Origin of the sequence: Duncaniella sp. C9, assembly GCF_004803935.1 — a bacterium.
Classification (GTDB): domain Bacteria; phylum Bacteroidota; class Bacteroidia; order Bacteroidales; family Muribaculaceae; genus Duncaniella; species Duncaniella muris.
The window spans coordinates 2,657,055-2,676,649 of the sequence record NZ_CP039547.1 but is presented as its reverse complement, the minus strand read 5'-3'; the positions used below and the strand labels follow the sequence as shown (position 1 = coordinate 2,676,649).

At 52.3% G+C, this 19,595-nt stretch carries 18 protein-coding genes; 2 read left to right on the top strand and 16 right to left on the bottom strand.

Going from position 1 to position 19,595, the window contains the following annotated elements:
• Positions 1-23: 23 nt before the first annotated feature.
• The 4 genes from purH to E7745_RS11205 all read right to left on the bottom strand — a co-directional run bounded on the left by purH (position 24) and on the right by E7745_RS11205 (position 3,575).
• A complete protein-coding gene (gene purH / locus E7745_RS11220) occupies positions 24-1,571 on the bottom strand; it encodes a bifunctional phosphoribosylaminoimidazolecarboxamide formyltransferase/IMP cyclohydrolase (protein WP_107031000.1) in 1,548 nt (515 codons plus the stop codon).
• Between the two features lie 325 nt (positions 1,572-1,896).
• Positions 1,897-2,172, bottom strand: coding sequence for a 30S ribosomal protein S15 (gene rpsO, locus E7745_RS11215; RefSeq protein WP_107031001.1), 276 nt, complete (start codon positions 2,170-2,172; stop codon positions 1,897-1,899).
• A gap of 195 nt (positions 2,173-2,367) precedes the next feature.
• The gene (locus tag E7745_RS11210; RefSeq protein WP_107031002.1) at positions 2,368-2,706 is read right to left on the bottom strand and encodes a DNA-directed RNA polymerase subunit omega; all 339 of its coding nucleotides are present in this window, start codon (positions 2,704-2,706) and stop codon (positions 2,368-2,370) included.
• A gap of 56 nt (positions 2,707-2,762) precedes the next feature.
• On the bottom strand, positions 2,763-3,575 hold the full coding sequence (locus E7745_RS11205) for an outer membrane protein assembly factor BamD (protein ID WP_255201550.1): 813 nt from the start codon (positions 3,573-3,575) through the stop codon (positions 2,763-2,765).
• Positions 3,576-3,724: 149 nt separating this feature from the next.
• Here E7745_RS11205 and E7745_RS11200 point away from each other — a divergent pair, with 149 nt between their 5' ends.
• On the top strand, positions 3,725-5,245 hold the full coding sequence (locus E7745_RS11200; RefSeq protein WP_107031004.1) for a glycoside hydrolase family 10 protein: 1,521 nt from the start codon (positions 3,725-3,727) through the stop codon (positions 5,243-5,245).
• Positions 5,246-5,257: 12 nt separating this feature from the next.
• On the opposite strand, the gene E7745_RS11195 is transcribed toward E7745_RS11200, so the two are convergent.
• The 8 genes from E7745_RS11195 to panC form a co-directional block, all read right to left on the bottom strand.
• Positions 5,258-5,482, bottom strand: coding sequence for a hypothetical protein (locus E7745_RS11195; RefSeq protein WP_107031005.1), 225 nt, complete (start codon positions 5,480-5,482; stop codon positions 5,258-5,260).
• Positions 5,483-5,628: 146 nt separating this feature from the next.
• The gene (locus tag E7745_RS11190) at positions 5,629-6,141 is read right to left on the bottom strand and encodes an NUDIX domain-containing protein (protein ID WP_107031006.1); all 513 of its coding nucleotides are present in this window, start codon (positions 6,139-6,141) and stop codon (positions 5,629-5,631) included.
• Positions 6,142-6,259: 118 nt separating this feature from the next.
• Positions 6,260-8,302, bottom strand: coding sequence for a molecular chaperone HtpG (gene htpG, locus E7745_RS11185; RefSeq protein ID WP_107031007.1), 2,043 nt, complete (start codon positions 8,300-8,302; stop codon positions 6,260-6,262).
• 202 nt (positions 8,303-8,504) lie between these two features.
• Complete coding sequence (locus tag E7745_RS11180; RefSeq protein ID WP_124075475.1) at positions 8,505-9,569, bottom strand: CapA family protein; 1,065 nt, start codon at positions 9,567-9,569, stop codon at positions 8,505-8,507.
• Positions 9,570-9,678: 109 nt separating this feature from the next.
• Positions 9,679-10,560: a bifunctional methylenetetrahydrofolate dehydrogenase/methenyltetrahydrofolate cyclohydrolase FolD gene (gene folD / locus E7745_RS11175; RefSeq protein WP_107031009.1), complete on the bottom strand. Its 882-nt coding sequence runs from the start codon at positions 10,558-10,560 to the stop codon at positions 9,679-9,681.
• 60 nt (positions 10,561-10,620) lie between these two features.
• Positions 10,621-11,955, bottom strand: coding sequence for a signal recognition particle protein (gene ffh / locus E7745_RS11170; RefSeq protein ID WP_107031010.1), 1,335 nt, complete (start codon positions 11,953-11,955; stop codon positions 10,621-10,623).
• Positions 11,956-11,979: 24 nt separating this feature from the next.
• A complete protein-coding gene (panD, locus tag E7745_RS11165) occupies positions 11,980-12,330 on the bottom strand; it encodes an aspartate 1-decarboxylase (RefSeq protein WP_107031011.1) in 351 nt (116 codons plus the stop codon).
• Positions 12,327-13,175 (bottom strand): pantoate--beta-alanine ligase, encoded by an 849-nt coding sequence (gene panC / locus E7745_RS11160; RefSeq protein ID WP_136408837.1) that lies wholly within the window; start codon positions 13,173-13,175, stop codon positions 12,327-12,329. The genes panD and panC overlap by 4 nt, the downstream gene beginning before the upstream one ends.
• Positions 13,176-13,376: 201 nt before the next feature.
• On the opposite strand from panC, the gene recR reads away from it, so the two are divergent.
• Complete coding sequence (gene recR / locus E7745_RS11155; RefSeq protein WP_107031013.1) at positions 13,377-14,003, top strand: recombination mediator RecR; 627 nt, start codon at positions 13,377-13,379, stop codon at positions 14,001-14,003.
• 46 nt (positions 14,004-14,049) lie between these two features.
• Here the strand turns inward: recR and E7745_RS11150 are convergent, their stop codons facing one another.
• The 4 genes from E7745_RS11150 to E7745_RS11135 all read right to left on the bottom strand — a co-directional run bounded on the left by E7745_RS11150 (position 14,050) and on the right by E7745_RS11135 (position 19,370).
• Positions 14,050-14,574 carry a GNAT family N-acetyltransferase gene (locus E7745_RS11150; RefSeq protein ID WP_124075473.1) on the bottom strand — a complete coding sequence of 175 codons (525 nt, stop codon included), beginning with the start codon at positions 14,572-14,574 and terminating at the stop codon, positions 14,050-14,052.
• 17 nt (positions 14,575-14,591) lie between these two features.
• A complete protein-coding gene (gene trxB / locus E7745_RS11145; RefSeq protein ID WP_107031015.1) occupies positions 14,592-15,536 on the bottom strand; it encodes a thioredoxin-disulfide reductase in 945 nt (314 codons plus the stop codon).
• Positions 15,537-15,683: 147 nt separating this feature from the next.
• Entirely contained in the window at positions 15,684-16,298 is a 615-nt protein-coding gene (locus E7745_RS11140) for a LolA-like putative outer membrane lipoprotein chaperone (RefSeq protein WP_107031016.1), read from the bottom strand.
• A gap of 39 nt (positions 16,299-16,337) precedes the next feature.
• A complete protein-coding gene (locus tag E7745_RS11135) occupies positions 16,338-19,370 on the bottom strand; it encodes a DNA translocase FtsK (protein WP_124075472.1) in 3,033 nt (1,010 codons plus the stop codon).
• Between the last annotated feature and the right edge of the window lie 225 nt (positions 19,371-19,595).

Sequence of the window (19,595 nt, the reverse complement as noted above, 5' to 3'; positions counted from 1 at the left end):
TGTTGTCAGTTGTGTCAGTCTGATTAGTGCTTGAAATGGCGGAATCCGGTGATGGCCATTGCGATTCCGTGGGCGTTGCAGTAGTCTACGCTCTCCTGATCGCGGATCGAGCCGCCGGGATGTACGACTGCTGTCACACCAGCTTCGCCGGCAATCTCCACGCAGTCGGGGAAGGGGAAGAAGGCGTCAGAGGCCATGACTGCACCGTGGAGGTCAAAGCCGAACGAGCGCGCTTTTTCGATGGCCTGCTTGAGGGCGTCGACACGTGAAGTCTGGCCTACGCCGCTTGCCAGAAGCATGCCGTTTTTGGCGAGCACGATTGCGTTGCTCTTCGAATTCTTGACGATCTTGTTGGCGAAGAGGAGGTCTGCAGCCTGTTCGGGGGTGATGGCTTTCTCTGTAACCTGCTTGAGATCTTCAACAGTCTCGATCTTAAGGTCGCGGTCCTGCACGAGGGCGCCGTTGAGGATAGAACGGAACTGGCGGGTTGTGTCAAGAGGCTTCTTGATGATCAGGATGATGCGGTTCTTCTTCTGCTTGAGGATTTCGAGCGCGTCATCTGTATAGGCGGGGGCTATGATGACCTCGAAGAAGATTTTGTTGATTTCTTCAGCTGCGGCAGCATCGACAGTGCCGTTTGTGATGAGCACTCCGCCGAATGCGCTGACAGGGTCACCGGCAAGAGCGTCTTTCCAGGCTTCGGCTATGGTAGGACGGGTTGCGAGACCGCAGGCGTTGTTGTGTTTGAGCACTGCGAATGTCGGTTCGGTGAATTCTGAAATCAGAGTTACGGCTGCGTCAATGTCGAGAAGGTTGTTGTAGGAGATCTCTTTGCCGTGGAGCTGGGTGAACATTGCGTCGAAGTCACCGAAAAATGTGCCTTTCTGATGGGGATTCTCGCCGTAGCGCATCTGCTTTGCGTCGTCAAACGCTATGCGGAGTTCATCGGTGTGTTCGATCGGCGATTCAACTTCAGTCGATGCGAAGTAGTTGAAGATATCGGTGTCATAGCCGGAAGAGACTGCGAATGCCTGAGCGGCGAACCAGCGGCGTTCAGCAAGCGATGATTCGGCTTTGCCGTTGCGCTTGAGCATTTCGGCCAGAGGTTTGTATTGGGCTTTCGAGGCTACGATGATGACGTCGTTATAGTTCTTGGCGGCTGCACGGATGAGCGAGATTCCGCCTATGTCGATCTTTTCGATGATGTCGGCTTCGGGGGCTCCGGATGCAACGGTGGCACGGAAGGGGTAGAGGTCAACGATCACCAGGTCGATTTCAGGAATTTCATATTGGGCTATCTGGCCGCGGTCTCCTTCGTTGTCGCGACGGTTGAGGATGCCTCCGAATACTTTGGGATGGAGTGTTTTTACTCGACCGCCGAGTATCGACGGGTAACCTGTGAGGTCTTCGACTGCTTCACACTCGTAGCCTAAGCCTTCGATGAATGAGCGGGTGCCGCCGGTTGAGAGGAATTTCACGCCGTCAGCGTGGAGTAATGAAAGAATTTCTTCCAGTCCGTCTTTGTAAAAGACTGAAATGAGTGCGGTTTTGATACGTTTGTTGTCAGACATGACTGATTTTATTCTTATCTGATTTAAAATGATAGAACTGATTTCGGTTTTGAAAGTGCAAAGTTAGTGAAAATTACTTAGCAATGGAATTAAAAATAATTATAATTTATTCCGGATGCCTAATTTCTTTGTTTTGCTTTGTTTTGCTTGTCGGCTTTTAATGGGCGGTCTGTTGATATGTGTGTGGTAGGGATGGAGCTGCAAGATTTTTTTTGGGGGCTGCGCGGTGATATGGCAAAGTTGTATATATGAAAAAACTGTCCGTCTCCTTGGGAGTCGGACAGTTCTTGTAATCTTCAAGTTGATTTTCTCTGTCAGGAGAAAATTACTTTCTGATACCGAGTTCTTTCTGGGCGATGATGGCACGGTAGCGGTTGATGTCCTTGCGGATCAGGTAGTCGAGAAGACGACGACGCTTACCTACCAAAGCCTTAAGAGCTCGTGCGGTCGTATAATCTTTATGATTTGACCGAAGGTGTTCAGTCAAATGAGCGATACGGATAGAGAATAATGCAATCTGCGCTTCAGGCGAGCCAGTGTCAGTCTTGCCCTTACCGTACTTCTCAAAGATTTCTACTTTTTCATCAGAGTTCAAGTGCATTGATACAGATGTTTAAAAGTGATTAATGAATATAAATTGTCTCAAAAGAGCGCACAAAGGTAAGAATTAAATTTAACATATCCAACCTTTGCGACGCTTTTCTAAGCGTTTTTTTCTTTTATCCTCATTTTATCCTCGGATTTTGTCTCTGTCAGCACTGTCTTGTGCCGAGGTGAGATCAAAACCTGTATGTGATCAGTCGAGGTTGTTGAGGTTGTCTTTCGCAGGGTTGCGGAAGTGGATCTTGTGGTCGAGATATTCCTGGGTTGCGATGAGGGTGGGTTTGGGCAGACGTTCGTAGAAGCGTGAAATTTCGATCTGCTCGCGGTTTTCTGAGATTTCTTCGAGGTTGTCGTTGAGCGATGCGAATTCCTGAAGTTTCTTTTCGAGGTCGTGTTTCATCTCGCCGGCGATCTGGTTTGAGCGCTTTGCGATGATGCAGACTGTTTCATAGACGTTTCCGGTGTCCTCGCTCATTGAGATGAGGTCGCGGGTCTGGGTGTTGAGAGGTGCGTTGGTCTTCTTGTAGTCCATTATATCTCTGTTGTTTACGTTGTTTCCTTTTCTGTTGTTTTTGTGGAGCCTGCGGCTTATTCTTTGACGTAGCGCTGGGCGATCTTGAAAATGTTGTCGGCTTCCTCGCGGTTAGGGGTGTCGGGGTAGTTGTTGATGTATGAGTAGTACTCGTCGATCACCTCGCGGAAGCGGTCGGGTTTCTTTTCGTCGATACTTTCGCGGGCTTCCTGGTAGCGGGCTTTGAGTATCAGGAGTTCAAGGTCTTCCTTATATTTTGAATAGGGATAGTCTTTGATGGCGTTGCGTGCTACGATTACAGCACTTTCGTAGTTGTTGCCCATGTAGGTTCCGAGGTTGTAGTAGAGCTGGGCGTTTTCGAGCTGTTTGAGGGTCAGTTTGTCCTGAAGCTCGAAGATGGCATTCTGGGCGTTGGCCACTTTGTCGCTTTTGGGGAAGTAGTCGAGAAAAGCCTGGAGTTCCTGAATGGCGTTGATTGTACCGCTCTGGTCAAGCTGTGGCTCAGGAGAGTCGAGATAATAGCCGTAGCCGGCATAGTAGCGGGCGAGCTCGGTGTACTTTCCTTTCGGGAAGCGGGTGTAGTAGGTCTTGAAGAATGAGCCTGCAGTTTCGTAGTCTTTGTTTTCGTAGTTCGAAAGGGCAAGGAGGTAGAGCGAGTCTTCGGCCTTTTCCGAGCCTTTGAACTGGGTGACGATGTCTTCGAGCACGGTGGCTGCCTGGGTGTATTTTTTCTGCTCGAACGCGCGCTTGGCGAAGTCGAGCCTATAGTCGGCGTCATGGCTTTTGAGCACCTTCTGATACTCGCCGCAAGAGGCGAGAAGCATTGCTGCGCCAAGCATGACTGCGTATTTTCTGAGTGATCTGATCACGGTTTTCGGTGGTCTGTGTTCGTGAATGAATTGAGAGTTTGTTTTCAACTTGCAAAATTAGCTATTTTTTCGTGATATTTCACAACTGTGGAACGATTATTTGCAAAAAACACTTAAATTTGTGGCTCAAAATTCCCTTTTGATCCTTCATGAAATCACATTTTATACGTTTCGAGATATTCGTCATGCTTCTGACAGTCTTGTTTAATTCTTCCGATCTGTCCGCTGCCGGGCCGAAGCGGGAGATGAGAGGTGTGTGGCTCACCACAGTATGGGGCATTGACTGGCCATCGGTCACCGGCTCTTCTCAGAAGGTGTGCCGACAACAGCAGGACGAACTGAAGGCGCTGCTTGACAGATGTCAGGCCGCTAATCTCACATCTGTCTTTTTTCAGGTGAGAGGTATGGCCGATGTCATGTACGAATCATCGCTGGAGCCGTGGTCGGCCTTCGTGTCAGGCAAACGCGGTGTGTCGCCGGGCTGGGACCCATTGAAATTCGCTGTCGAAGAGTGTCATCGCCGCGGTCTGGAGTGCTATGCGTGGGTCAATCCGTTCAGGTGGAGTTCCGGCACAGACTACAACAGTGTGCCTGACCGCCGCTGGAAAGAGCAGGGGTGGTTGCTGACCTATGGTAAATATACCGTTTTTAACCCCGGCCTTGAGGCTGTCAGACAGCATGTGGTCGACATTTGCCGCGAGATTGTCAGCGGTTATGACATAGACGGTCTTGTCTTTGATGACTATTTTTATCCAAACCGCATTCCGGAAGACAGTTCGGCTCCCGACTATGATCTATGGCAGGCGGAAGCACCCTGGATGGCCTTCGGAGACTGGCGCAGGGCCAATGTCCACAAAACCGTGGCCGATGTCCATGCTTTGGTCTCAGATCTGAAACCGGGCTTGCGTTTCGGCATCTCGCCTGCGGGGATAGCCGGGAAAAAGCACACTTCGGCGCCGAAGTGGGGCATGACCGGCTGTGAGGTCAAGGGTGACGACTGGCAATATTCCGAAATTTATTCTGATCCTCTCGGCTGGCTCTATCAGGGAACTGTGGATTTTATATCGCCACAGATCTATTGGCCCACCACTCATGCCGTGGCTCCTTACGAGCCTCTTGCGCGCTGGTGGAGCGAGGCTGCAAATTTCTACGGGCGGCATTTCTATGCAAGTATCACTCTGGCTCCGCTTGACAAGCGCAATACCAACAGTGAGCGTCAGGAATTGCTGCGTCAGATAGGAATCAACCGTGATTCAAGCCTCGATGGTGATCAAGGCACGGTGCTCTATAGTGCCAAGCATTTATATAAACTGGCTTCCGATCTGACAAAATCGCCGTTTGGGCTGAAGTCACTGACTCCGCAGGTGCGTCGGGGATCATCGCTCGATCCGGTTGAGGCTCCGACGGCACTAAGGTTAAAAGGCGGGGTTCTGTCGTGGCATGGGAAAGGCAATGCGGCTGCTCCGGTGCGCTATGCGGTCTATGCTTTTCCGAAAAATCTGCCTCATGATGAGCTGGTTGAGGAGAATGGTGACGGCCTGCGTGCCTGCTATCTTCTCGGCGTGGTCTATGGTGAGGAATTCAGAGTCGGCTCACCGGGCTCATATTCATATGCGGTGACAGCTCTTGACGGTTTTTCAGCTGAATCCGAACCGGTTTTTCTGAAATAGTACCCAGTTGTTTTAACTGACGTTTGCCAGATTCCGGCGGTGACGGGCAGTGTCTTGAGTGACATAGAAGCGTATCACAGCATAGATGATGCTCTGATTCGGAGTAAGCGTGTCTTCCGGATTCTGTCCGAGAATGAATTCCATGCTCAGAGCATTGCTGATAGGTGTGCGGTCGGCGCTTGAAAGAGAGTTGATGGTGTCGATTACGCGGGGTGAGATAATGACTGATGAATTCATGGCAGGAATTTGTTTTGAGTTTGAGAGTTGTAGAGAATGAGTGTGTGAATTGGAAGTGATATGCAAATGTAGTGTTCCTGATGGGCGATAATCCTGCACATGTAGGTTAAAATAAGTTGCGGCTTGCTCTGTCTGTCACTTGGCTTTCAATCTTTCATCTCTCCGAAAAGCATAATGTATTCCTGCTCGAAGTTAGGAGTGAATATTCCGTTGCCGATTCCTGCCAGAATCTCCTCGCGCGGCCAGAAGCGGCCTCCGTCAAGTTCGTCAGAGGGTTTCGGTTCGTGGCAGATCACAGTGCTGAATGCATTGACGAGCTCTTTTTCGCGATCGGATTCAAATACATATCGCTTCAGAAATGTCGGCTCGAAATCGTCTATGCCAAGTTCCTCGCGTGCTTCACGGTGGAGCGCTGTGACTACATCCTCGCCAAAGTCGATGTGTCCGCCTACAGCTGTGTCCCATTTCCCCGGCTGGATGTCTTTCCATTCAGGCCTTTTCTGAAGATACAGACTCCCTTGCTTATCAAAGACGTGGAGATGGACTACCGGATGCAACAGTCTGCTCCCTGAATGACATTCGCCGCGGGTGGCGCTTCCGATTACTGTTCCTTCTTCATTGACCACCGGGAATATTTCTTTTGAATTGTCGCTTTTCATGTTGTGGCATGTTATGGATATAATAAAAAAGGTAACGCCGACCTCTGAAATTGTTCGGCAGTCGGCGTTACCCCGCTTACATAAAATGTAGGCTGATTTCTTAGAGGTTGTTGGACAATCAGAGCATAGCGGTAGAACGCTTGATGAATTCGCTCAGATCGCGGCCGCGGAGAAGTCCGTTGGAAAGAAGCGCAAGGTCAATAGCTTGTTTCACAACAGGTTTTTCAGCGGCATAACGGCCTATGATCTCGTCTTTTTCCTTGCGGGCTTTCTCCACGCTGTCAGTCAGGCGCTGCTCTTCGGCTTTCTGCTCGTCGGTCGGCTTGTTGTCTTTGATCTCAGCGCGCAGGGTGGTGATCTTTTCGTTGTCAGAGTCTATAGAAGCGCTCAGAGGTGTGAGTTTGTCGGCCAAAGCTTTCTCTGCTTCGTCAAGAATCCGAGCAACCACAGGCTGTGAGGTGTTGACGATGAGATTGTAGCTGTCAGGCAGTTCGGCGTAGAAACTCATGCCGGCCTGAGTGGCGGCCATGTCTTTCATGCGGCGCATATACTCGTTCTGGGTGATCAGAATCGGGCTTGCTGCCGGATCGAGCGACTCGAACGATACAAGGAATTCTGCTTTGTCGACTGCCGGAATCTGGCTGCGGAAGAGTGGGGTCAGCAGTGAAATCTGATCAGCGTTCAGACCGCTGTCCTTGCTGTCTTCTTTCGGGATCAGCTTTTCAGCTACTTCGCTGTCAACTCTTACGAAGCGGGTCTTCTCAAGCTTGCTTTCAAGCATCGAGATGAAGTGACCGTCGAGCTGTCCGTCCATGAGCAGCACATTGTAGCCCTTTTCGTTGGCGGCGTTGATGAAACTGAACTGTCCGGTCGGGTCGGTTGCATAGATGTAGACCACGTTGCCGTCTTTGTCGGTCTGAGCGCTCTCAACGAGTGCTCGGTATTCTTCGAGTGTGAAATATTTGCCTTCGGTGTCGCGCAGGAGCACGAATTTCATGGCGGCGTCACAGAATTTTTCATCGGTCAGCATACCGTATTCGATGAAAATCTTGATGTCGTCCCATTTCGACTCGAAGTCGGCTCTGTTTTCCTTGAAAAGTTCTTCAAGGCGCGAGGCCACTTTCTTGGTGATGTAGCCGGAGATTTTTTTGACCGCTGTATCGCTCTGCAGATAGGAGCGCGACACGTTCAGCGGAATGTCGGGCGAGTCGATCACGCCCTGAAGCAGGGTCATGAACTCAGGCACCACGCCTTCAACCGAGTCAGTGACAAACACCTGGTTGCAGTAGAGCTGGATGCGGTCTTTGCGAATATCGAGATTGCTCTTGATCTTTGGGAAGAAGAGGATACCGGTCAGTGTGAAAGGATAGTCTACGTTGAGGTGAATCCAGAACAGCGGATCTTCCTGGCCGGGATAAAGCTCGCGGTAGAATTTGCGATAGTCCTCGTCAGTTAGTTCCGACGGCTTTTTGGTCCATGTGGGTTCGGTGTCATTGACTACCTTGTCTTTGTCGGTATCCACGTATTTGCCGTCTTTCCATTCCTGAACCTTGCCGGAGATTACGGGCACGGGCAGGAAGCGGCAGTATTTTTTGAGCAGGGTGTCGATACGGGCCTGTTCAAGGAATTCTTTGTTGTCATCGTCGATATAGAGAACTATGTCTGTGCCGCGTTCGGCCTTGTCAGCGGGGCCCATACTGTATTCGGGGCTTCCGTCGCACTCCCAGCAGACGGCTTCAGCATCTTCCTTATAGCTGAGCGAACGGATCTCAACCTTCTTTGCCACCATGAATGCCGAGTAGAAGCCAAGTCCGAAGTGGCCTATGATGGCATTGGCGGTGTCTTTATATTTGTTGACGAATTCTTCAGCGCCTGAGAAGGCGATCTGATTGATATATTTGTCTATATCTTCGGCTGTCATGCCGATGCCGCGGTCACTGACTGTAAGTGTCCCGGCTTCCTTGTCGACTTTGACGCGCACGTCCATCTCGCCGAGTTCGCCTTTGAATTCGCCGAATGATGCGAGAGTCTTGAGTTTCTGAGTGGCGTCAATCGCGTTTGAAACTAATTCGCGGAGAAAAATTTCGTGGTCGGAGTAGAGAAACTTTTTGATGACCGGAAAGATGTTCTCGGTCGTTACTCCAATCTGTCCTTTTTGCATGATATATTCAGTTTTGTTTGATTTTTGTTATATTATATAATGTGGTGACTCGCTGACGGCGGGTGCATACACACATATAACACTACAGCAAACAGAATGCCAGACTGCAAAACTGACAAATCTTGTTAAATAATATGCAAAAATGACAGACCGCTGGGCTGAGCGGATTTTTGAAATCCATGTCAGGATTGGCAGGGCAGAATCAGAGTTTGATTTCTGTGGTGTCACGCGGCACATTGATATTGTGCCGGTCAAAAATCCCTACGGCATTTCTCACGAAGCCGTTGCGATAGGTGTCCATGCTCTTGTGCAGGGCTTTGCTTTCAGCCGGCAGCAGACGGAATTTGCCGTCGGAGCTGCCGGGCTCTGTAAACACAAGCTTGTAAGTGGCTTCCTTGACATAGGCCCGACCGAAGATGTCGCGCGCAAGTTTCACTCGTGCCATAGCCCCGCCACGGGTGTCGGTGGTGCGCATTGCCGATATGAAATTGCCGAGCGAATAGACTGTGAAACAAGGTCGCCCTGTCTTTTCGTTCAGCCGGAGTTCCATAGGCTGGATCACGTGAGGGTGGCCTCCGATGATCAGCTCTACACCCAGATCGCGCAGATATTTCGCGAGGCTTTTCTGAGCGCTGTTGGGCAGCAGTTTGTATTCTTCGCCCCAGTGGATGCAGACGGCTATCAGTTCGGCACCCTTCTCACGGGCTTTTTTTACGTCAGAAGCAATCAGCTGGCGGTCTATGTAGTCAATCTCTATGTCAGAGGTCTTGTTGATGCCGTTTGTTCCATAGGTATAGTTCAGGAATCCGACTTTGAAGCCGTTGATGACATGGATCATGGGCAGTATCGAGTCGCGGTGGGCTCGGTTGCGGTAGACTCCGAGATAGGGCACGCCTTTTTTCTCAAAGGTGCTGATGGTGCGTCTCACTCCACGGTCGCGGCGGTCGAGGATGTGGTTGTTGGCCGAGAGCATAAGATCGAACCCGGCTTCTGTAAGTGCGTCTACATAGTTGTCATGCGCGCAAAACATCGGATAGCCTGAATAGGGCGCGCCGCCAAGAGGTGTTTCGAGATTGACCACTGCGAAGTCGGCCGATTTAATATAAGGCCTGAGGGCTGTGAAATAAGTGCCGTAGTCCAGCGAGCCGTCAGCCAGGCGCGCGGCATCGATCTGGCGCTGGTGTTGCATGGCATCACCGGCGAATACTATCTCGGCGCTGTCTTGTGGAATCAGCATCGAGAGCAGCGACAGAAATACTGAAATCATGCTCACGGAGGAGGGTGCTTGGGTTGTGAGTGGGAGTGAAAAAAATAACCGGTCTGCAAAAGGGAATCAGTTAGGACCCCTACCTACAGACCGGTCGGAAATATTTTTGTTAATTGTAGATCTCTTTCTTTGCGGCAAGGAGAGTGTTGCGCATGAGCGAGCAGATGGTCATCGGGCCTACTCCGCCTGGAACAGGGGTGATGAATGCGCACTTTTCCGCAACATTGGCGAAATCAACGTCACCGCTAAGACGGAAACCGCTCTTGCGGGTGGCGTCAGGCACACGGGTGGTGCCTACGTCGATGATTGTGGCGCCGGGTTTGACCATGTCGGCGGTGACGAACCCCGGACGGCCGAGGGCGGCGATGATGATGTCTGCTTCAGCGCATGCTTCCTTGATGTTGGTCGACGCGCTGTGAAGCACTGTCACTGTCGCGTTGCCCGGTTGGGCTTTCTGCATCATAAGGTTTGCCACCGGCTTGCCGACGATGTTGCTACGGCCGAGAACCACACATTTTGCTCCACGTGTTTCCACGCCGTAGCGTTTCAGAAGTTCCATGATGCCGGAAGGAGTCGCTGAAACGAAGCATGGCAGCCCGATCGACATGCGGCCCACGTTGACCGGATGGAATCCGTCGACATCCTTGCGGTAGTCAATCGCCTCGATAATTTTCTGTTCCGAGATGTGGCGGGGAAGGGGGAGCTGCACAATGAATCCGTCGACTTCCGGATCTTCGTTGAGTCGGCTTATGGTCTCAAGCAGTTTTTCTTCGGTCACATCGTCCTCATAGCGGATGAGGGTCGAGCGGAAGCCGCAGGCTTCACAGGCTTTCACTTTGTTGGCTACGTAGGTTTCGCTGCCTCCGTCGTGGCCGACAAGGATGGCTGCGAGGTGGGGGCGGCGTTTGCCTTGAGCCACCATTTCTTCGACTTCAGCGGCAATTTCGCGCTTGATGTCGTCGGCAGTCTGTTTTCCGTCTATGAGGGTCATAGTCTTTGTGGGGTGGAAATATGGGGGTGAAATAATAATCGGTTTTCTTCAGCCGGCAGTTCAGCGGCGCATGCCCTTCATGCCTCTCATAAGGGCCATCGGGTTTTTGATGCCTGAAACGGCCTTCATCATCTTGCGGGCATCGTCAAACTGCTTTATGAGGCGGTTGACTTCCTGGATGTCTGTGCCGGAGCCTTTGGCTATGCGCTTGCGGCGACTGCCATTGATGATTTCAGGATGCTGGCGTTCCTGCTCGGTCATTGAGCGGATGATGGCCTCGATGCCTTTGAATGCGTTGTCGTCAATGTCGATGTCCTTGATAGCTTTGCCTACACCGGGTATCATTGATGCAAGTTCCTTCAGATTACCCATTTTCTGAATCTGCTGGATCTGCTGGAGGAAGTCGTTGAAATTGAATTGATTTTTGGCAATTTTGCGCTGGAGTTCGCGGGCCTGCTTTTCGTCATAGGCGTTCTGGGCCTTTTCAACGAGCGATACGATGTCGCCCATGCCGAGAATACGGTCGGCCATACGCGAGGGGTGGAAGAGATCAAGGGCATCAAGTTTTTCGCCTGTACCTACGAATTTGATGGGCTTGGTTACTACAGTGCGGATAGAGAGGGCCGCGCCGCCGCGTGTGTCACCGTCAAGTTTGGTGAGGACAACGCCATCGAAGTCCAGACGGTCGTTGAATTCTTTGGCAGTATTGACGGCGTCCTGACCGGTCATGGAGTCGACCACAAACAGAGTTTCCTGAGGCTTGACTGCTTTCTTGATTGCCGCGATCTCCTGCATCATCTGTTCGTCGACGGCAAGACGGCCGGCGGTGTCGATGATCACCAGATCAAGATGGTTTGTTTTGGCGTAGCGGATAGCGTTTTCTGCAATCTCTACCGGATTCTTGTTGCCATCCTCTGTATAGACGGGAACATCGATCTGGTCGGCGAGCACTTTCAACTGGTCAATAGCTGCGGGACGATAGACGTCGCATGCCACAAGGAGCGGACGTTTTCCCTGCTCTGACTTGAGCTTGCGGGCGAGTTTGCCGCTGAAGGTGGTCTTACCGGAACCCTGCAGACCTGACATGAGGATGACGGTCGGATTGCCTGACAGATTTACCTGGGCTGTCTCGCCACCCATAAGCCGTGCCAGCTCATCGTGGACAATCTTGACCATGAGTTCGCCCGGCTTGATGGCGTTGATCACATTCATGCCCAGAGCCTTGGCTTTTACCTCGTCGGTAAACTGCTTGGCTACTTTGAAGTTGACGTCGGCTTCGAGGAGCGCGCGGCGCACGTCCTTAAGGGTTTCGGCTACGTTTATCTCGGTGATCTTGCCTTCACCTTTGAGTATCTTGAAACTTCTTTCAAGTCTTTCGCTTAGATTTTCAAACACGTTGGGTGGCTGGGGATTGAGGGTTTATAAAAGTTTGTTGGTACGGGTGTCGGGGAAGAGCACCACGGGCTTGTGGGTGCGGGCTTCCTCCGGGGTCATCTGTGCGTAACACATGATGATTACTACGTCGCCCACCTGCACCTTGCGTGCGGCGGCGCCGTTGAGGCAGATGACGCCTGAACCCGGCTCGCCTGCAATGGCGTAGGTGTCAAAGCGTTCGCCGTTGTTGTTGTCGACAATGTAGACTCTTTCGCCTGGGAAAATTCCGGCGGCTTCCATCAGCTGGCTGTCAATGGTGATGCTTCCTATGTAGTCGAGCCGTGCTTCTGTCACGGTGACACGATGGATCTTGCACTTGAGTAGTTCGAGTGTCATTTCCTTGCGGGGTATTTTATGTTGTCGATCAGGCGGACTTCGCCGCAGAACACGGTGGCGCATCCTACGGGGCTTTCCGATTCGGCCCAGTCTGTGATTGGCTGCATGCTGAGCGCATCGACAATTTCGTAATATTCTACTTGCAGGTGAGGAAGAGAGTTGAGTTCATCGATCACGTAGCGTTTGGTCTGCTCAACGCTGTGGTCACGCGCCCATGAAAGGCTGCCTTCAAGAGTACGGTGGATGGCGGGGGCTATGGCGCGCTGCTCGGCGCTGAGGCGGACGTTGCGTGAGCTCATGGCCAGACCATCGGCCTCGCGTTTGATCGGGCAGTCCACTATTTCGAGGTCAAAGCCTTCAATCTCGACCATTCTGCGGATCACGGCTATCTGCTGAAAGTCTTTTTCTCCGAAATAGGCACGGGTCGGACGGGTGAAGTCAAAAAGTTTGCTGACTATCTGGGCCACTCCGTTGAAATGGCCCGGACGCATAGCGCCTTCCATCACTTCGGCCACCGGACCAAGATCAAACACGCGGGTGTCTTTCTGAGGATAGATTTCCTCTACCGAGGGAATGAAGGCCACATTGACTCCGGCTGATCTCATTAGCTCGCAGTCAGCCTCCTCGGTGCGGGGATAGGTGGCAAGGTCTGTTGGGTTGTTGAACTGTGTGGGGTTGACGAACACGCTTACCACCACGAAATCATTTTCGCGGCGGGCGCGCTCGATCAGTGACAGGTGGCCGGCATGAAGTGCTCCCATCGTGGGAACAAGTCCGACGCTTCCAGACTTGCGGGCGGTGTCAAGCTTGGCTTTTAATTCTGCTACAGTGCGAATTATTTCCATTTCTTTCTGTATATGTCTGAAAATTTCAGAGTGCAAAATTACACATTATGTATTAAATTTCCCAAAAAAGTTTGCAGGTTTCGGTCTCCGGATGTCGATTGACGGGATTTTTTAGTAATTTTGATGTGAATTTCAAAGCCTGTCAAGGTCTATGGTATTAAAAAATGGCGCTTGACCTCGCCTTATTATCCACACTGCAAAATGCAACAGGAATTTGCCTCTAAACTCCTTGAAGGAGCCGTCACAGAACTTTCACGCCTGCCCGGCATCGGGCGGAAAACCGCTTTGCGTCTCGCGCTACACATTCTTCGCTGTGATGAAGGGGCGGGAGTGGCTCTTGGCGAGTCGATCATCAGAATGAGGCGCGGTGTGCGTTACTGTTCGATCTGCCACAATATTTCCGAGACCGAAGTTTGCCCGATCTGTGCCGACTCGCGTCGTGACCGGTCAACGGTCTGTGTGGTGGAGAGTGTCAAGGATGTCATGAGTTTTGAAAATACTCGCCAGTACGGTGGCCTTTATCACGTGCTCGGAGGAGTAATTTCGCCGATGGACGGCATCGGCCCCGACCAGCTTGAAATCGACTCTTTGGTCGAGCGAGTGGCTTCCGGAGAGGTGAGTGAAGTGATTCTTGCTCTCAGCGCCACGATGGAAGGGGAGACCACCAATTTCTACCTCTATCGGCGTCTTGCTCCTTATGCCGACGTTCGCATCACTCAGCTTGCACGTGGTGTGTCGGTCGGCAACGAAATTGAATATACCGATGAGATAACCCTCGGTCGTTCCCTGCTTAACCGCACACTCTTTTCAGATTCAATCCGCCGCTGAAACTTCGTCACGCGTCTCTTCTATTGTGTGAAATGTGGTGGTATGATCACAGGAATTTCTGGCAGATGTAGGCATCAGAATAGCTGTTGCCTGACATAAGCCACGATTTTAAACGTCCGCTGATTCTGAATCCGGCTTTTTCGAAAAGCCAGCGTGAGGCAGCATTTTTTTCTCCTACAATGCAGTAAAGCTGATGAAGCGAAAGCCTGCCACGGCAATAATCAGCAGCAAGGTTGAGTGCTCGCAGGCCGTAGCCATGCCGACGTGCGTCGGAATCAATCAGGATTCCTACGCCGCAACGCGAATTGGCAGGATCAAAGTCATAGAGATCGAGAGTGCCGATGGTCTGAGTCATACCTTCCGCATTGATGAGGTCTATCATCAGCCGGAGTTGGCGTGCGGCGTAGATATCACCGTCATAGTTATTTACATAGTCCCACAACTGTTTGCGCGAGTATGGTGCAAGTGTGAGGCCGACACCCCACACCGCCGGATCGTTTTCCCAGCGGTAAAGGGTGTCGACATCAATAGGTTCGAGTGCCCTGAGGCTTATAGTGCCGTCTGTCAGCATTCTATAGGCTAATTTTTTTAGAGGCCCTCTTCGTTGAGGAAACGTTCGGCTTCGAGCGCAGCCTTGCAGCCTGAGCCGGCAGCCACGATGGCCTGACGGAATACGGGGTCGGCAACATCACCTGCGGCAAAGACTCCGGGGATGTTGGTCTGCATTGATGAGCCTTTGACCTTGATATAGCCGGCTGCATCGCAGTCGATGTACTGGCGGAAGATCTCGGTGTTGGGATTGTGGCCGATGGCGAGGAAGAATCCGTCGATGGCGAGGTCGTAGTGCTGTTCGTTCTGTGTGCCTACGTTTTCCACGAGATGTGCGCCTTCGAGATATTCTTCGCCATAGAGTCCGGTGGTGTTGGTGTTGAAGAGCACTTTGATATTGCTCTTTTCAAGCACACGTTCCTGCATCACTTTAGAGGCGCGGAGGTGGGGTTTGCGTACGATCAGGAACACATCGGATGCCAGATTGCTAAGATAGAGGGCTTCTTCGCATGCTGTGTCACCGCCGCCTACAACTGCCACGCGCTTTTTGCGGTAGAAGAATCCATCGCATGTGGCGCAGGCAGAGACTCCGAGACCTGAATATTTTTCTTCGTCAGGCAGACCGAGATAGCGTGCTGATGCTCCTGTGGAAATGATCACTGTGTCGGCGAGAATCTCCAGACCGTTGTTGGTCACTGCCTTGAACGGGCGCTTTGAAAAGTCGACTTCTGTCACAAGACCCGAACGGATGTCGGCTCCGAATTTGAGTGCCTGAGTGCGAATGTCTTCCATCAGCTGCGGACCGGTGATGCCGTTGGGCTGTCCGGGAAAGTTCTCTACCTCGGTTGTGATGGTCAGCTGGCCGCCGGGCTGGAGGCCTTCGATCACGAGCGGCGAGATATTGGCGCGTGAAGCATAGATTGCTGCGGTGTAGCCTGCAGGGCCTGAGCCGATGATGAGGCAACGGGTTTTGATTTCTGCCATAAGTCTCTTGTTTTTGAATTGATGTTTTTGAACGGTTAGATTTTAAGTTGGTCAGACAATTTTAAGTTGTTCAGTCTATTGAACCATACCTATTATATAATGTATATTTTTTCTGATTGTTCACTCTTTTGAGCGTCTACGCGGGCTTTAACGCAGGTCTACCACCGGCAGTCCGGGATGCTTTGCGGCATCATAGCGGAAAAACGACACCGGGAGTGCCTCGCCGGGCTTCACGGAGCTGACAGTGATGCCGACGCTGCGGCGATTGGCCATGTTGAGCACTATGCGGGTCGGGTAGAGGGTAGAGGCGTTGAGGGTCAGATCCACGCTATGGATATCGCTTCCTGCCTGCGTGGCTGTCAGCCTGATCTTCTTCTCTCCGGCTGCTGATTTGAGCATGGATGCGCGGTAGTGGGTCTTGAACGAGTTGATGATCGCAAACGGATTGACCTGCTGAAGCTCTTCCGGACTTGGTTCGGTGATGTTTACTTCGCCTACATGGGTCGAATAGGTCCACTGTGTGCGTCCGTCGTACCACGATGAGATCTGCGGAGAGACAATCGTGAAGCGGTCGCCCGAAATGGTGAGTGTGCCACTGTTGCTCTGGCCGTCGGCAGTGATTGTGTATGATGCCGAGAGTGATTTCGACGCTCTGATCTTCGCAGCGGCTTTGTCAAGCACGGCTGTGGCTGATTCCGCCGCATGGAGCGGCAGAAGGCAGCAGAGAGCGAGGATCAGAAGTATGATGTTTTTTGTCAGCATGGTCGTGTTTCTTATCGGTGTTTTTGAAAGGTGGGATTATCAACGGTTTTCGAGGATATGTTCGAGTGTCACTGCGTCTACGAGCACCTGGCGTGGCTTGCCTCCCTGCGAGGGGCCTACGATTCCTGCGGCTTCCATCTGGTCCATGATCTTTCCGGCGCGGTTGTAGCCTATTGAGTAACGGCGCTGCAGCGATGAGGTCGATGCGGTGTCAGTCGATACCACCAGACGGGCACATTCATCGAACAGTGGGTCGCGGTCGCCGAGAGTTGCGCCGCTGATGTTGCCACCTTCGCCTTCCGGAGTATATTCAGGCAGTTCGTAGGGCGACTGGTAGCCAACCTGCGAACCGATGTTCTCGCAGATGGCACTCACTTCCGGGGTGTCTATGAAGGCACACTGCACTCGTTCGAGCTTGCCGTTGATGGAGAAGAGCATGTCGCCGCGGCCTATCAGCTGATTTGCACCGAGCTGGTCGAGAATAGTGCGGGAATCATTGCCCTGGATCACACGGAAGGCTATACGTCCCGGAATGTTGAGCTTTATGCCACCGGTGATCACGTTGACCGTTGGACGCTGGGTTGCTATGATCAGGTGTATGCCTGCCGCACGGGCCACGGCAGCCAGACGCGACACTGGATTTTCAATTTCTTTGCCCTGACGGATGATCAGGTCTGCGAACTCGTCGATGATCAGCACAATGTAGGGGAGGAAACGGTGTTTCTCCGGATTGAGCTTGCGGGCAATGAATTTGTCGTTGTATTCCTTGATGTTTCGTGCTCCGGCCTGTTCGAGCAGCGAGAGGCGGTTGTCCATTTCGATACAGAGAGAGTTGAGCACGGTGACCACCTTTGACATATCGGTGATAATGGCGTCTTCGCCGGGGAGCGATGCGAGATAGTGGCGCTCCAGCTCGCGGTAGAGACTCAGTTCAACTCGCTTCGGGTCGATGAGCACGAATTTCAGTTCCGAAGGATGTTTTTTATAAAGAAGCGAAGTGATGATGGCGTTGAGGCCTACCGATTTACCCATACCGGTGGCGCCGGCCACGAGCAGGTGGGGCATTTTGGCGAGGTCGGCCATGAAAATGTCATTCGAGATAGTCTTGCCAAGTGCCATCGGAAGCTCCATTTTGGAGTTGCGGTAGACTTCGCTGTCAAGTACTGAACGCATCGAAACCACCTGAGGGTCTTTGTTAGGCACCTCGATGCCGATTGTGCCTTTGGCAGGTATAGGTGCGATGATGCGGACACCTTCGGCTGCAAGCTGCAGTTGCAGGTCATCGCCGAGACTTCTGATCGAGCGTGTGCGCACACCCTCGGCCGGAATGATCTCATATAGGGTCACGGTCGGGCCGATAGTGGCTTCGATCTTGGAAATTTCCACTCCGAAGGTGCGCAGAGTTTCTGTCAGGCGGCGCTTGTTGAACTCCATTTCCTGGATATCCACGCTGGGTCCGTTGTCTTTCGTAGGACGCAGAAGATCTACGGAGGGGAAGCGGAAAAGAGAAAGTTCGGCGCGTGGATTGTAAGGCTCCGAGGCCAGAACCTCTTCTGCTGTGGCCGGGCGCACTGTAGTAGGCGCGAGCGGAGCCTGAAGAGCTGTCTGAGCAGATGGGTCTGAGTTTCCGTGCTGTTCTGTCTCATCATCAGAGTCATTGTCGCTGTCGGCAAACAGAGGAGTGTTGAAATCAGCCTCCTCTTCTTCTGCATTCTGCACGCTTGCGGTCTCTGTGCTGTCTGCGGGAGTTTCGTCGTCAGATTCAATGTCGTTGGAATCATCACGGCTGTAGCTGTCTGTTATGTCGCTGTCATCTCCGGCAAAAAGCGGGCGCAGCAGGCTGTCTTCACGGCTACCGGCTGACTGAAGATGGTCTGAGCCCGGGCCATTGTCCTCGAAATCGGTAACTTCGATCTCTGCAATCTCTTCATCGGTTTCTTCAATGATGTCGCCGCTGCTATTTCCGGACCGATCCGCAGACTCATTTTCTGCATGACCTTCCACTGCATTTTTTGTCATAGCCGGCTGCATCGCCACTGCCACTGCCGCTGCCGGCTGTATGGCTGCCTGCCGCTGTGTTTCGGCTTCAACGGCTGCACGGCGCTGAGCCTCGGCTTCTTCGGCAGCTTCGCGGGCAAGGCGTTCGGCCTCTTCGGCCTCGCGTATGCGCTCACGTTCGGCGCGGCGCTGTGCCTGGCGCTCATTGTAGGTCCGGATGCCCTGTGAAGCCACTCCGTAGATGCGCTTCAGTTCTGTCAGATAGAGGATGATGACAAGGCCGCCCATGATAATGCTGATGCCCAGTGCTCCCCAGATGCCGGTCAGGGTGATCAGGCGATCGTTGAGCAGATGGCCGTGGCGTCCGCCCCAGTAGACTGGCGAGGCGAATTCATAGGTCACCAGACCGCAGATAATCGAAAGTGCCACTGCTGTCAGCAGGCATCGCATGGTCAGCGGCCAGAATGACGGACGGTAGACGCGCAGCATTGACAGTCCGCAGGCGGCCAGATAGTAGATAAGCAGAAACGATCCTATTCCGAGCCAGTTGTAGAGAAGTGTATGGGCTATCCATGCTCCTGCCGGACCTCCGGCATTGCGTATCATAGTCGGGTCGAAATCGCCATTGAGCATCGCGCTTTGGTCTGACCCTATATTGGCGAAGTAGGAGATGGTGACTATCAGCATATAGCCGGCAAGGATCGTGAAGACCAGTCCGATGAACATCACGGTGCGTGAGTCGCGGATCAGTTGCAGCGTTTTTGCCACTCCGGCGCGCGGACGGCGACGGCTGACGGCTGTCTGCTCCGGGACAACGGTGGTTCCTGTCGTGGAGCCATAGCCGGGCTGATTGCCCTGGGGGGCATAGGTTGTCTGTCGGGAAGGGGTGGCAGAGGCTGTCTGCCTGTTGTTGCCGGCATAAGGTGATTCGTCATAAGGTGATGCAGCTGGAGCATCGTCCGGCTGCGGGGTTGAGTCGTGGCGGTCGGAGCGATGTCCGTTGAGCATCTCTTCAGCATCGAATGCGGTATCTGTGAACGAGGGTTCGTCAATCGGGGAGTATGATGTGGACATATATGTATAATCGGGTGATCGCTTGGTCGAGATCGCTTATTGGAATTATCTTGAAATTATCGCTGTGTTTTGAGTAAGTGTGCTTTTGATGTGACAAAGCCTAAACAGATAGCAAAATTACAATTTTTATTTCACAAATTCAACTCGGCAATTTTTTTTGGAGTAAAAAAAGCAACCGCCCTCCCGAAGCCGGGAAAGCGGTTGCCGTTATTGGATCTTATATAT